Source organism: Microbacterium sp. SCN 69-37 (assembly GCF_001724435.1).
Lineage (GTDB): Bacteria > Actinomycetota > Actinomycetes > Actinomycetales > Microbacteriaceae > Microbacterium > Microbacterium laevaniformans.
In genome coordinates this window covers 51,921-64,245 of the sequence record NZ_MEEL01000020.1, presented here as the reverse complement: position 1 = coordinate 64,245, position 12,325 = coordinate 51,921, and the positions used below count along the sequence as shown (strand labels likewise).

Below are 12,325 nucleotides of genomic sequence, written 5' to 3'. Positions count from 1 at the left end.
GGTTCACGCTGCCATCGGGGAGGAGGGAGTCCCAGCGCTCCCAGCTCGTCGTCGCGCGATGAATCTCCGTGTCGTGCGCGACGCCGTCTCGAGGGTGCTCGCCGCGCGTGCGGATGATCCGCGCCTCATCTTCCTCGACGCCGGAGTCTGCTCCCGGATGCCGAGATGGCCGACCTCGATGACGGGCTTCACCCGAACGCCGCCGCCTACGAGCGGATGGGCGTTCGATTCGCAGTGCACGCGTTCGCCGCGGGTGCACCATTGGTCCGGCCGCGCGTCTGAGCGTGGGCCCGCAGCGGCGTCCCCTGTCGCGGCCGGGTGCGGCGACGTACCATTCGTTCCAAATGAGTGCCACCCTCGCCCCGATCGAGCTCGTCAGCGGGATGATCCTGAGTGACGAGATCTACGCGCGCATCGGCGCGGCGATCGCCGACGGCACTTTCCCTCCCGGACATCGCCTCCGCGATGTCGAGCTCGCCCAGCAGCTGGGCGTGTCGCGAACACCCGTCCGAGAAGCACTGCAACGACTGGAGCGCTTCGGGCTCGTCGAGATCGCGGTCGGCCGCTACACGCGTGTCACCGCTCCCAGCGACGTATTGCGCCGCGACACCGGTGAGTTCGCCGCCTACTTCCTCGGCAATGCACTCAGCCTCGCGGTGTCGCGTTGTTCCGACGAAGATCTCGCCGACCTCGTCGCCACGGTCGATGCGGCACTGGCGGGCATCGACACGGGCGACGCGGCCGGTGTGTTCTCCGCGGCATCCCGCCTGGGCATCGTCGCTGCGCGGGCGACCGGCAACAGTGTGTTCGACACGATCATCCATGAGACCTCGATCGTCGTCGAACGCAATATGCGCGGATGGTCGGGGGTCCGGGCCGAGGCCGCGCCGCGCCGCGAGAACTGGCAGCTGCTGCGTGACCGGATCTCGGCGCGCGATGCGGCCGGCGCCGAAGAGACCATCCGGCGGCTGTACGGCGTCACGCCCGGCGCCGCACGGCCCGCGCACCCGTGAGGCCCGTTCGGCCGGGGGTACATCGACGAAGAGGCCGGGCCTGGATCTGATGTCCGGCCCGGCCTCTTCGTTCGCACGTCCTGTGCGCGAGGGGGGAGTTGAACCCCCACGCCCTTTCGGGCACTGGCACCTGAAGCCAGCGCGTCTGCCTATTCCGCCACTCGCGCGAGCCGCGACATCCGAAGATCTCACGGATTCAACTTCCCAAGGATATCACGCCCCGAGACCCGTTTCGACTCGGCTGTGCCTGCCTCGCTCCACGCACGGGCCCGGCCACCTCCCGGTCGTTGAGCGCGCGCCAGCTCGGCGCGTTCCGCGTCTGCTCAGCCTGTGCAACTAGCATGTACGCACCGGTCGGCGATCCTGAGGAGCCCTGTGGGACTACTGGACAGCTTCGAGAAGGGACTCGAGCGCGCAGTCAATAGCGCGTTCGCGAAGTCCTTCCGTAGCGGCATTCAGCCCGTCGAGATCGCGGCCGCCCTGCGCAGCGAACTCGACGCGAAGGCTGCTGTCGTCAGCCGCGACCGCATTCTCGCCCCGAACACCTTCGAGGTGCGCATGTCGCCGGCGGATGCCGAGCGCATGCTGGGTCTGGGCAGCGCGCTCGACTCCGAACTGCACACCCTCGTCGACGCCCACGCAAAGGCGCAGGGGTTCAGCTTCGCCGGTCCCGTCACCATCGCTTTGGCCGGTGACCCCACCCTCTCGACGGGCACGCTGCGCGTCGCCTCGCAGACCGCGGCCGGCCAGGTCGCCTGGCGCGGCGTCGTCGAGATCGCCGGAGCCTCGCACACCCTCGCGAAGGGGCGCACCGTCATCGGGCGCGGCAGCGACGCCGACATCACGATCCCGGATGCCGGGACCAGCCGTCGTCACGTCGAGATCCTCTGGGACGGCGAGCGCGCCATGGTGCGCGACATGGGCTCGACCAACGGCACGCAGCTGAACGGCACGAAGATCGCCGAAGCGCCGCTGCCCCCCGACTCGGTGGTCACGATCGGCCGCACCGACATCGTCTTCCGCGTCATCGCACAGGCCGCGCCCCCCCGCCCCACGACCTCTGCCGCCGACGCGACCCGCGCCTTTGGAATCGGAGGACCCGCGTGAGCGAGTTGACTCTCCTGCTGCTGCAGATCGGCTTCCTGATCCTGCTGTGGTTCTTCGTCTTCGCCGTCGTCTACTCCCTGCGCGCAGACCTCTTCGGCGTCAAGGTGCGAAAGCTCGCCGAACCCGCGGCCGCCGGCGTGGGCGTCGCAGCCGCGGCATCCGCGCCCGCCGCCGCCCAGGCGGCGACGGCACCCATCGCCCCCGCGACTCCTGCCGCCGCGCCGAACGCGGGCGGCCCGCAGAAGGCGACCCGCGATGTCGTGTCACGCATCGTGATCACGAGCGGCCCGAAAGCCGGCCTCGAGCTTCCGCTCGGCTCGGAGGCGCTCACGATCGGCCGCTCGAGCGAGTCGGGTCTCGTGATCCGCGACGACTACACCTCCAGCCACCACGCGCGCCTGCTGCTGTGGGGCGACCAGTGGATGATCCAGGACCTCGACTCCACCAACGGCACCTGGCACGACGGTGCCCGCGTGAGTACGCCGGTTCCCGTTCGCGTGGGAGCACCGATCAAGGTCGGCGCGACGACGTTCGAGCTGAGGAAGTAGCCCGCCTCTCATGGTCTTCGAGGGATCGAGCGTCGCCATCTCCCACACGGGGAAGGTGCGCTCCAACAACCAGGATTCGGGCTACGCCGGCTCGAACCTCTTCGTCGTCGCCGACGGCATGGGAGGTCATGCCGGGGGTGATGTCGCCTCGAGCATCGCCGTCCACCGCCTGAAGAACCTCGATCACCCCTACGCCTCGACCGCGGAGGCCGAGCAGGCGCTGCAGGAAGCCATCTCCTCGACCGCCGGCGTGCTGATCGACACCGTCGCACGACGGCCCGAGCTCGCGGGCATGGGCACCACCGTCAGCGGCCTCATCATGGTGGACGACTACGCCGTGATCGCCCACATCGGCGACTCGCGCATCTATCTCTACCGCGACGATGCGCTCACCCAGATCACCACCGACCACACCTTCGTGCAGCGGCTCGTCGACTCCGGTCGCATCACTCCCGAAGAGGCCCGCTACCACCCGCGGCGGTCCGTGCTCATGCGCGTGCTCGGCGACATGGACCCCGACCCCGAGGTCGACACGTTCATCATGCCGACGCAGCCCGGCGACCGCTGGCTGCTCTGCTCCGACGGCCTCTCCGGGGTCGTCGACGACGCGCACACCAGCAAGGTGCTCGGCCACCACTATCCGCCCGGCCGCACCGCCGATCTCCTGCTCAAGCAGGCGCTCGACGGCGGAGCCCCCGACAACGTCACCGTCGTCATCGTTGACGTCGGCGGCAGCCACCCGATGTTCAGCGGCACCGCGACGATCGTCGGCTCGGCGTCCAACCCGCAGGGCGTCGACGTGCCGGCCGCCCGCCCCGGGCGCACCAGCTGGTTGCACACCGCCCGCCAGGCCGCCAACGAGCCGACGCACTTCGAGCCCGCCGCCGAGTTCCTCGAGGAACTCATCGAGGAAGACCGCCGACGTGCCCGCCGTCGGCGCATCTGGTGGGTCGTCGGCCTGATCGCGATTCTCGCCGCCCTCTCGGCAGCGGCTCTCGGTGCCTACGGCTGGACCCAGACGCGGTACTTCGTCGGCGCCGATGCCGACACCGTCGTCATCTACCGCGGCATCCAGCAGGACATCGGCCCGATCTCGCTGTCGTCCGTCTACGAGGACACGGGCATCGTGCTGAACGACCTGCCCTTCTACCAGCGTCTCGCGGTGACCTCGACGATCTCGGCGCGCTCGCTCTCGGACGCCGAGCAGATCGTCGACACCCTGCGCACCACTCTGGAGGGTCAACGATGAGCTCGGCGACAGACACCGTCCAGGCAGACACGACGGTCGTGAAGGCGCTGCGAAAGCTCCGGGTGCCGCAGACGCAGCGCAACCGCGAACTCGGTCTGCTGCTGTTCGCCTTCGCGATCAACGGCGCCGCGGTCGCCCTCGTGCAGCTGGGCGCGCTCGGCCACATCGACTGGACGTTCCTCTACTACTGCGGCGCACTGACCGTGCTGGTGCTCGGACTGCACATCGTGCTGCGCTTCAAAGCGTCGCAAGCCGACCCGTTCGTCGTCCCCATCGCGACCGTGCTGTCGGGTCTCGGCCTGGCGATGATCTACCGCATCGACATCGAGGACCAGAGCACCGGGTGGGACGCCCTCTCGACCCGCCAGCTGGTGTGGCTGGCCATCGCGAGCGCCGCGGCGGTCGCGATCGTGATCTTCCTGAAGAACTATCGCGTGCTGTTCCGCTACACGTACGTCTTCGGCTTCGTCGGCATCCTGCTGCTCGTGCTCCCCTTCGTGCCGGGGCTGGGCACCGACGCCAACGCCGATGTGTGGATCTCCATCGGCGGCCTCTTCTCCTTCCAGCCCGGCGAGCTGGCGAAGATCGCGTTGGCCATCTTCTTCGCCGGCTACCTCGTGCGCACGCGCGAGGCGCTCACCTCGGTCGGTACGCGCTTCCTCGGCATGACGTGGCCGCGTGCCCGCGAGCTCGGACCGCTCCTGCTCATCTGGCTCGCCTCGATGGCGATCATCGTCTTCCAGCGCGATCTCGGCACGGGTCTGCTCATGTTCGGCATGTTCATCGCGATGATCTACGTCGCCACGGGCAAGACGAGCTGGGCGGTGCTCGGTCTGCTGCTGGCCGTCGGCGGCGCCCTCATCGCCTCGCAGGTGCTCAGCTACGTGGGAGGGCGCTTCCAGAACTGGCTGGACGCCTTCAACCCCGCCGTCATCGACAGCGCGGGCGGCAGCTATCAGCTCGTGAGCGGCATCTTCGGCCTGTCCGAGGGCGGCCTGCTCGGCACGGGCCTCGGCCGGGGCCGCCCGGGGCTGACCCCCCTGTCGCAGAGCGACTACATCTTCCCCAGCATCGGCGAAGAGCTGGGGCTCATCGGCGTCTTCGCGATCCTCTGCCTGTACATGGTGTTCACCAGTCGCGGCATCCGCATCGGCATCGCCGGCCAGGACGACTTCGGAAAGCTGCTGGCCACCGGACTGTCGTTCACCATCGCGCTCCAGGTGTTCATCATGGTCGGCGGCGTCACCCGACTCATCCCCCTGACGGGGCTGACGACCCCGTTCCTCGCGGCGGGCGGATCGTCTCTGGTGGCCAACTGGATCGTCGTCGCGTTGCTGCTGCGCATCTCGGATGCCGTGCGCTCGCGCCCCCGGGTGGTGATCGGATGACCCGCGAACTGCGACGGCTGTCGCTGATCATGCTCGCCATGTTCGTGGCCCTGTTCGGCGCGACCAGCTGGATCCAGGTCGTCCAGGCCGGCGATCTCAGCGAGAACCCGCTCAACAAGCGCGCGCTCTACGACTCGTTCGAGGTGCAGCGCGGGTCGATCATCGCCGGCGACACCGTCATCGCCGACTCCGTGCCCAGCGACGACGTGTACGCCTGGCAGCGCCAGTACGCCGACCCCCAGATGTGGGCGCCGGTGACCGGCTACATGAACCCGCTGCTGAACTCGGTGACCGGACTCGAGCAGGCGATGAACAAGGAGCTCTCGGGCACCGCCAACTCGCAGTTCCTCTCGCGCGTCGATCAGATCATCACGGGGCAGCCCGCGCGCGGCTCCAACGTGCTGCTCACCCTCGACCCGGCCATCCAGAAGGCCGCCTTCGACGCGCTCGGCACCTATCAGGGCGCCGTCGTCGCCCTCGAGCCCAAGACCGGGCGCGTTCTCGCGATGGTCACGAGCCCGAGCTACGACACCAACGTGATGGCCGTGCACAACGCGCAGCAGGTCAACACGACCTACGACCAGCTGATGAACGCCGCGGTCAACCCGCTCGACAACCGCGCCATCGGCACGCTGAACCCACCCGGGTCGACCTTCAAGCTCGTCGTCGTCTCGGCAGCGCTGGCATCGGGCAAGTTCACGCCCGACTCGACCTTCCCGAACCCCGCGACCTACACGCTGCCGGGCACGTCGACCTCGATCCGCAACTTCGACGGCAACACGTGCGGCCCGGGCGATCAGGTCACCATCGCGACCGCCCTGCGCCTGAGCTGCAACATCCCGATGGCGCAGCTCGCCGTCGCCCTCGGTCAGGACGCGCTGCGCGCCGAAGCCGAGAAGTACGGCTTCAACAACGCGAGCATCGACATCCCGCTCGGCGTCGTCACCTCGGCATACCCGACGGGCGCCCTCTCGGCCGACAAGGTCGCCCTGACGGGGTTCGGGCAGGGCAGCGTCACCGCCACCCCGCTGCAGATGGCGATGGTGGCCGCCGGCATCGCCAACGGCGGCATGGTCATGAAGCCGCGCATGGTCGACCGCGTCGTGGCGCCCGATCTGACCGTGCAGGAGACGTTCGCCGACACCGAGCTGGGTCGCGCGCTGAGCACGACGGATGCCGCGACGATGACCTCGCTGATGATCTCCAATGTCCGTGACGGCGCGGCCAGCGGTGCAACAATAGACGGGGTCGACGTGGCCGGGAAGACCGGTACCGCCGAGCACGGACCTTCGGATCCGTACACTCTCTGGTTCACGGGCTTCGCCCCGGCCAACGACCCGAAAGTGGTCGTCGCCGTGATGGTGGAAAACGGCGGAGGTCTCGGGCAGTCCGGCACGAGCAACGGGATCGCGGCTCCAATCGCGAAGAAAGTCATGGAGGCGGTGCTGAGCAGATGAGACCGACACAGGGTGTGAGCTTCGGTGGACGCTACGAGCTGGATTCGCGGATCGCGATCGGCGGCATGGGTGAGGTCTGGGACGCCACCGACCATGTGATCGGACGCACCGTCGCGATCAAGATCCTCAAAGACGAGTACATGGGCGACCCGGGCTTCCTGGAGCGCTTCCGTGCCGAGGCCCGCCACGCGGCGCTCGTCAACCACGAGGGGATCGCGAGCGTCTTCGACTACGGCGAGGAGAACGGCTCCGCCTTCCTCGTGATGGAGCTCGTCCCCGGGGAAGCCCTGTCGACCATCCTCGAGCGCGAGGGCTCGCTGTCCACCGACAAGACCCTCGACATCGTCGCGCAGACCGCCGCGGCCCTGCAGGCCGCGCACGCGGCGGGTCTCGTCCACCGTGACATCAAGCCCGGCAACCTCCTGATCACCCCCGACGGCCGCGTGAAGATCACCGACTTCGGCATCGCCCGCATCGCCGATCAGGTGCCGCTGACGGCGACCGGCCAGGTGATGGGCACCGTGCAGTACCTGTCGCCCGAGCAGGCGTCCGGCCACCCGGCATCCCCTGCGACCGACATCTACTCGCTGGGGATCGTCGCGTACGAGTGCCTCGCCGGCAAGCGTCCCTTCACCGGGGAGTCGCAGGTGGCGATCGCGATGGCGCAGATCAACGACACCCCGCCGCCGCTGGCCGCCACCATCGCCGAACCGGTGCGCAACTTCGTGATGAGCATGATCGCGAAGAAGCCCGAGGACCGTCCCGCGACCGCCTCGGCGGTCGCCCGCGCGGCGACCGCACTTCGTCGCGGCGATGTCGCCGGCGCGGCGGCCATCGTCCCGGCGATCGCCGGCGGCATGGCCATGGACGAGGCGACCAAGCTCCTCACGCCGGGCGTCGCGACCCAGGAGGCCACACGTCTGCTGCCGACGGCGGGCGCGGTGGGCGCCGTCGCGGCCGCCGACGCCGCGGACGAGCCACAGAAGAAGAAGCGCAGCCCGTGGACGTGGCCGCTGGTCGCGCTCATCGCGCTGCTGCTCATCGTGCTCGGCGGCACCCTGTTCGCCCTCTTCGCGAATCAGGGCGCGCAGCCCGCGCCGACGACGAGTTCCTCGACATCCTCGACGCCCAGCCGCTCCGCGACGCCCCCGTCACCCTCGGCGAGTCCCACGACAGTGGCCATCGACAGCCTCCAGCTCATCGGCAAGACGTGTGACGAGGCGCAGACCGCCGCCAAGGCTGCCAAGGTAGACGTGACATGCGAGCGCGGCTCGGCCGCGCCGAGCCAGGACCAGGTCGGAAAGATCTACCAGACCAACCCCACGCGCGGCGATGTTCCACTCGGCACCATCATCACGGTCACCTTCTACGACGAGATGAGCCCGATCGGCACGCCGAACCCGCCGACGGTGACGAACGACCCGAAGGGGTCGCAGACCTTCACCGTGACCTGGGAGGCGTTCAGTGGATGCCCGGCCGGATCGTCGGTGACCGCGTACAACTTCACCGTCATCAACGGCACCTTCAACGCGAACAACAGCACGACGTATCAGTCGCCCACCGCGCCGCGGAGCCTTCAGGTGACGGCCGACAAGAACGTGCAGCCGGGATCGTTGATCCTCGTGAAGTACAGCGCGCAGTGCGGCGACCGCACGAGCCCGGATTCCCAGGAGGGTCAGGCGCCGATCCCGACGACGAGCACGCCCACGGGCACGCCGGTCGCTCCCTGAGAGCGCGGCCCGCGTCCTCGGGGTGGGGGTCGCGGGCGTAAGGGTCCAGGGGTCGCACAGGAGGGTTCTATTAGGCTGGCTATGAGTCAGCCCAGGGGAGAGAAGTGTCTGCAGATCCGCGTGTGCTGTCCGAGCGGTACCGCGTCGATGAACTCATCGGCCGCGGAGGCATGGCCACCGTGTACCGCGGGCAGGACCTGACCCTCGGGCGTCAGGTGGCCATCAAGATCCTCAAGCGGGAGCTCGCCGAAGACAGCGCGTTCCGCACCCGATTCCGGCTCGAGGCGCAGTCGGCCTCGCGAATGTCGCACCCCGCGATCGTCCGCGTCTACGACGCCGGTGAGGATGCCGAGACCGACCCCGACGGCTCGACGCACCCCGTTCCGTACATCGTGATGGAACTCGTGGAGGGCACCCTCCTGAAGGATGTCGTCAGCGACGGCGGCGTTCCGGTCGGTGAGGCCATCCGCTACGTCGACGGCATCCTCGAAGCGCTCGAGTATTCGCATCGCGCCGGCGTCGTCCATCGCGACATCAAGCCCGGCAACGTCATGATCACCGCCGGCGGCCAGGTGAAGGTGATGGACTTCGGCATCGCCCGCGCCGTGTCCGACTCCTCCTCGACCGTCGCCGAGACCACAGCCATCATCGGCACCGCGGCCTACCTGTCGCCGGAGCAGGCGAAGGGTGAGCCGGTCGATGCGCGCGCCGACCTCTACTCGGCCGGCATCGTGCTGTACGAGCTGCTCACCGGTCGCCAGCCTTTCCGCGGCGAGTCTCCGGTTGCGGTCGCCTATCAGCACGTCAGCGAGACGCCTCTTCCCCCCTCCGAACTGGTCGACGCGATCCCCCGCTCGATCGACGCCGTCGCGCTGCGCGCTCTGGCCAAGGACCCGTTCCAGCGCTACCAGGACGCGGCATCGTTCCGCCAGGCGCTCGACGCCACGGTCGACGGTCACACCCCGACGAAGAAGCAGGTCGGCGCGCTGGCCAGCGAGCTCTACGGCGCGAACCCGCGGCAGGCCGCAGAGACGGCCCGGTCGCTGCGCCAGCTGACCGCCGACACGACCATGCGACGGACGCAGGCAGGACCCCCGGCCGCGTGGATCTGGGCCGGGGTGGCACTGCTCGCCGTCGTGCTGATCTCGGTGCTGATCTGGGTCATCACGATTCGTCCCGGCGCCGCGGTACCGCAGAACTCGCGCGTCGTCGAGGACGTCGTCGACATGTCGTGGGACCGCGCGAGCGAGAAGTTGGTGGGTCAGGATCTGCAGGCGAAGCGCGTCGACCAGAGCGACAACGCGATCGTCTCGGGCAACGTCATCCGCACCGATCCCGCCGCGGGCACCATCGTGGCCCCCGGCCAGACGATCACGGTCTACGTCTCGACGGGGCAGCAGACCAGCGCCATGCCCAACATCACCGGAAAGTCGTCGACAGACGCAGAAGCCGCCCTGAAGGCCGTCGGATTGCAGCTGGGCGCCGTGACGACACGCAGCGCTCCCGACCTCGCCCAGGGCATCGTCATCTCGGCCGACCAGACCGTGGGCACGCAGATCCCGGTCGGAACGCGCGTCAACCTCACGGTCGCCAGCGGCAAGGTCGCTCTGGTGAACCTCGTCGGCTATACCGTCGATGCGGCGACCAGGGACCTCACGTCCGCCGACCTCAAACTCACCGCGAGCGTCGTCGAGGACCCGTCGTGTCCCGCCGTGGGCTCGACGCCGATCGTCGCCGGACAGTCACTGCCCCCGGGCGATGTGCCGATCCACTCGACGGTCGAGCTCCGCGTCTGCACCGGTAAGTGATCCCCGCAGCGGCTGCAGCCCGCGGCCGCGCGCTGCAGCGCCGGCGATCCCGACGCGCTCCAACCATGAGCCCAACAACTGGTGCCCGCCCTCGGTGAGCACCGACTCGGGATGGAACTGCACACCCCAGAGCGGCAGCTCACGGTGGGCGAGGCCCATGATGACTCCGGACGACGTATGCGCGGTCACCTCGAGCTCGGCGGGCAGCGAGTGCGGAACGACCGCGAGAGAGTGGTAGCGCGTCGCCGAGAAGGGCGACGGCAGTCCGGCGAAGGGGAACGCGCCGTCATGCCAGACCCGCGATGTCGTGCCGTGGCGCAGCTGCGGGGCCTCGGCGACCGCCGCGCCGAACGCCGCCCCGAGCACCTGGTGGCCCAGGCACACCCCCAGCAGGGGGATGCCCGCGGCCGCGACCGCATGCACGATCCCGATCGATGCCCCGGCATCCTCCGGCGAGCCGGGTCCGGGCGAGATCAGCACTCCCGCATACGGGGCTACCAAGGCCACGGGGTCCTCGACGGCATCTGCTTCGGCCATGTCGGTCGTCGCGCCCAGCTCGTGCAGGTAGCCGACGAGCGTGTGGACGAAGCTGTCGCGGTTGTCGACGACGAGGATTCGTCCCCCGTCAGCCGCCGACCGTGGCATCCTGCGGATTGACGAACTGACCGACCCACGGGAACACGTACCAGAACAGCCCGTAGAGCACGGCGGCGAGCAGAACCAGCAGAATGAGGATGCGCACCCAGGCCGGGCCGGGAAGAACACGCCAGAGGGCGGCATACATCAGGCGGACACTCCCTGGGTGAGCGAGGCGGGCGGTCCCGCCGAGGTCGGAGTGAAGCTCTCGAACACGGCGTACGCGATGATGCGCTCGAGCATGTTGAGCTTCGGGGCGCAGCTGGTCAGTGTGAGATAGCGGCCGTTGGCTGCCATGCCCACCTGCTGCGGAACGGGCAGCAGGACCTCCACCTGCGTCGCCTGCACGTACTCGAGGGTGCGGAAGCGGTAGGTGTACCAGCCGTCCGGGGTCTGGATGACGATCGCGTCGCCGATCACGAGCTTGTCGATCGGGTCGAACGGTGCGCCCGAGGTCCACCGGTGTGCGGCGTACACGGTGTTGCCGACGGCTCCGGGCATGGCGGTGTCGGTGTAGTGACCGATCTTACCGGCGTCGAGGATGTCGTGGCGACCCGTTCCCGCGGCCACCGTGAACTGCCAGTTCGGTCCGAAGCGGGGCACGAACATCACCCCGAACTGCTGACCGTAGTCCTTCTGCGCCATCACCGGGACGACCGGTGCGGCAGCCGCGGGCGAGGAACTCGCACTCGGCGACGGCGTGGGGGTGTCGGATGCCGTCGGGCTCTGCGATGCCTGCTGCAGCCAGCTCTGCGAGAGGGCGCTGGCCTCCGTGTGCTTCTGCGATCCGATGATCCAGTCACCGATCCACATCTGCCACGCGACGTAGAGCAGTGCGATGACGCCCGCCGTGATGAGCAGCTCACCGAGGACGCCGAGGAACGAGGCCCGCCGTCGCGGCTTCGCCGCGCGCATTGGCGCGGACGCGCCCTCCGGCTCCTGGGTGCTCGGCTCTGCCGGAGTGGTCGGCCCCGATTCCTCCGACTGCGCGGCAAGACGGCGGGCACGCCGAGACGTGTGCTCGAGCGAGCCGATACCCTCAGCTGCGTTGTCGCCGGTGCCGTCCTTCACGCTGTGATTGTCGCACAGCGTGGCTGAGGGAGACCTGCCAGGTAGAATCGTGGCCATGGCGCGTTCAGGAAAGCACGACGAGCAGGTCGCGGAATACGGCGAGGGGGAATCCGCACCCAACCCGGTGTGGTTCAAGCCCATCATGCTCGGGCTCATGATCCTGGGTCTGCTGTGGGTGATCGTGTTCTACCTGAGCAACCAGGCGCTGCCGATCCCCGGCATCGCCGGGTGGAACCTCGTCATCGGCTTCGGGATCGCCTTCATCGGGTTCCTGATGACGACGCGCTGGCGCTGATCACCGGCATCCGCGGTCTTTCC

The 12,325-nt window shown here is 68.9% G+C and carries 12 protein-coding genes and 1 tRNA gene; 9 read left to right on the top strand and 4 right to left on the bottom strand.

All coding sequences use genetic code 11. From position 1 onward, the window contains the following. Positions 1 to 344: 344 nt before the first annotated feature. A complete protein-coding gene (locus ABS64_RS04445) occupies positions 345 to 1,013 on the top strand; it encodes a GntR family transcriptional regulator (RefSeq protein WP_292681235.1) in 669 nt (222 codons plus the stop codon). 83 nt (positions 1,014 to 1,096) lie between these two features. On the opposite strand, the gene ABS64_RS04440 is transcribed toward ABS64_RS04445, so the two are convergent. Then, positions 1,097 to 1,180: transfer RNA gene (locus ABS64_RS04440), tRNA-Leu, on the bottom strand. A 208-nt stretch (positions 1,181 to 1,388) separates the two neighbouring features. On the opposite strand from ABS64_RS04440, the gene ABS64_RS04435 reads away from it, so the two are divergent. From ABS64_RS04435 to pknB, 7 genes are all read left to right on the top strand, one after another. Beyond that, positions 1,389 to 2,120 carry a DUF3662 and FHA domain-containing protein gene (locus ABS64_RS04435; RefSeq protein ID WP_005054740.1) on the top strand — a complete coding sequence of 244 codons (732 nt, stop codon included), beginning with the start codon at positions 1,389 to 1,391 and terminating at the stop codon, positions 2,118 to 2,120. Further along, the gene (locus ABS64_RS04430) at positions 2,117 to 2,668 is read left to right on the top strand and encodes an FHA domain-containing protein (protein WP_292681233.1); all 552 of its coding nucleotides are present in this window, start codon (positions 2,117 to 2,119) and stop codon (positions 2,666 to 2,668) included. Before ABS64_RS04435 ends, ABS64_RS04430 begins: the two co-directional genes overlap by 4 nt. Before the next feature lie 10 nt (positions 2,669 to 2,678). After that, positions 2,679 to 3,917 (top strand): PP2C family serine/threonine-protein phosphatase, encoded by a 1,239-nt coding sequence (locus ABS64_RS04425; protein WP_292681230.1) that lies wholly within the window; start codon positions 2,679 to 2,681, stop codon positions 3,915 to 3,917. Then, on the top strand, positions 3,914 to 5,305 hold the full coding sequence (locus tag ABS64_RS04420) for an FtsW/RodA/SpoVE family cell cycle protein (RefSeq protein WP_292681227.1): 1,392 nt from the start codon (positions 3,914 to 3,916) through the stop codon (positions 5,303 to 5,305). Before ABS64_RS04425 ends, ABS64_RS04420 begins: the two co-directional genes overlap by 4 nt. Continuing rightward, positions 5,302 to 6,762 carry a penicillin-binding protein 2 gene (locus tag ABS64_RS04415; RefSeq protein ID WP_292681224.1) on the top strand — a complete coding sequence of 487 codons (1,461 nt, stop codon included), beginning with the start codon at positions 5,302 to 5,304 and terminating at the stop codon, positions 6,760 to 6,762. The genes ABS64_RS04420 and ABS64_RS04415 overlap by 4 nt, the downstream gene beginning before the upstream one ends. Next, positions 6,759 to 8,492 (top strand): protein kinase, encoded by a 1,734-nt coding sequence (locus ABS64_RS04410; RefSeq protein ID WP_292681221.1) that lies wholly within the window; start codon positions 6,759 to 6,761, stop codon positions 8,490 to 8,492. Before ABS64_RS04415 ends, ABS64_RS04410 begins: the two co-directional genes overlap by 4 nt. Positions 8,493 to 8,596: 104 nt before the next feature. Then, positions 8,597 to 10,300, top strand: a complete 1,704-nt coding sequence (gene pknB / locus ABS64_RS04405) for a Stk1 family PASTA domain-containing Ser/Thr kinase (protein ID WP_292681218.1) — start codon at positions 8,597 to 8,599, stop codon at positions 10,298 to 10,300. On the opposite strand, the gene ABS64_RS04400 is transcribed toward pknB, so the two are convergent. Genes ABS64_RS04400 through ABS64_RS04390 form a run of 3 tightly spaced genes read right to left on the bottom strand, consistent with a single transcriptional unit; the run spans position 10,235 to position 12,007 of the window. Further along, on the bottom strand, positions 10,235 to 10,945 hold the full coding sequence (locus ABS64_RS04400; RefSeq protein ID WP_288119172.1) for a gamma-glutamyl-gamma-aminobutyrate hydrolase family protein: 711 nt from the start codon (positions 10,943 to 10,945) through the stop codon (positions 10,235 to 10,237). The genes pknB and ABS64_RS04400 overlap by 66 nt on opposite strands. Then, positions 10,926 to 11,084 carry a hypothetical protein gene (locus ABS64_RS04395; RefSeq protein WP_005054725.1) on the bottom strand — a complete coding sequence of 53 codons (159 nt, stop codon included), beginning with the start codon at positions 11,082 to 11,084 and terminating at the stop codon, positions 10,926 to 10,928. The genes ABS64_RS04400 and ABS64_RS04395 overlap by 20 nt, the downstream gene beginning before the upstream one ends. Then, positions 11,084 to 12,007: a class E sortase gene (locus tag ABS64_RS04390; RefSeq protein WP_288119170.1), complete on the bottom strand. Its 924-nt coding sequence runs from the start codon at positions 12,005 to 12,007 to the stop codon at positions 11,084 to 11,086. Before ABS64_RS04390 ends, ABS64_RS04395 begins: the two co-directional genes overlap by 1 nt. Positions 12,008 to 12,062: 55 nt before the next feature. Between ABS64_RS04390 and ABS64_RS04385 the strand changes: the two genes are divergently transcribed. Further along, positions 12,063 to 12,302 (top strand): cell division protein CrgA, encoded by a 240-nt coding sequence (locus ABS64_RS04385; protein ID WP_005054721.1) that lies wholly within the window; start codon positions 12,063 to 12,065, stop codon positions 12,300 to 12,302. Positions 12,303 to 12,325: the final 23 nt, after the last annotated feature.

Coding starts and splice junctions, on each gene's coding strand:
- ABS64_RS04400 (WP_288119172.1), bottom strand. CDS start 10,945: ATGCCACGGTCGGCGGCTGACGGGGGACGAATCCTCGTCGTCGACAAC.
- ABS64_RS04415 (WP_292681224.1), top strand. CDS start 5,302: ATGACCCGCGAACTGCGACGGCTGTCGCTGATCATGCTCGCCATGTTC.
- ABS64_RS04410 (WP_292681221.1), top strand. CDS start 6,759: ATGAGACCGACACAGGGTGTGAGCTTCGGTGGACGCTACGAGCTGGAT.
- ABS64_RS04445 (WP_292681235.1), top strand. CDS start 345: ATGAGTGCCACCCTCGCCCCGATCGAGCTCGTCAGCGGGATGATCCTG.
- ABS64_RS04420 (WP_292681227.1), top strand. CDS start 3,914: ATGAGCTCGGCGACAGACACCGTCCAGGCAGACACGACGGTCGTGAAG.
- ABS64_RS04385 (WP_005054721.1), top strand. CDS start 12,063: ATGGCGCGTTCAGGAAAGCACGACGAGCAGGTCGCGGAATACGGCGAG.
- ABS64_RS04425 (WP_292681230.1), top strand. CDS start 2,679: ATGGTCTTCGAGGGATCGAGCGTCGCCATCTCCCACACGGGGAAGGTG.
- ABS64_RS04395 (WP_005054725.1), bottom strand. CDS start 11,084: ATGTATGCCGCCCTCTGGCGTGTTCTTCCCGGCCCGGCCTGGGTGCGC.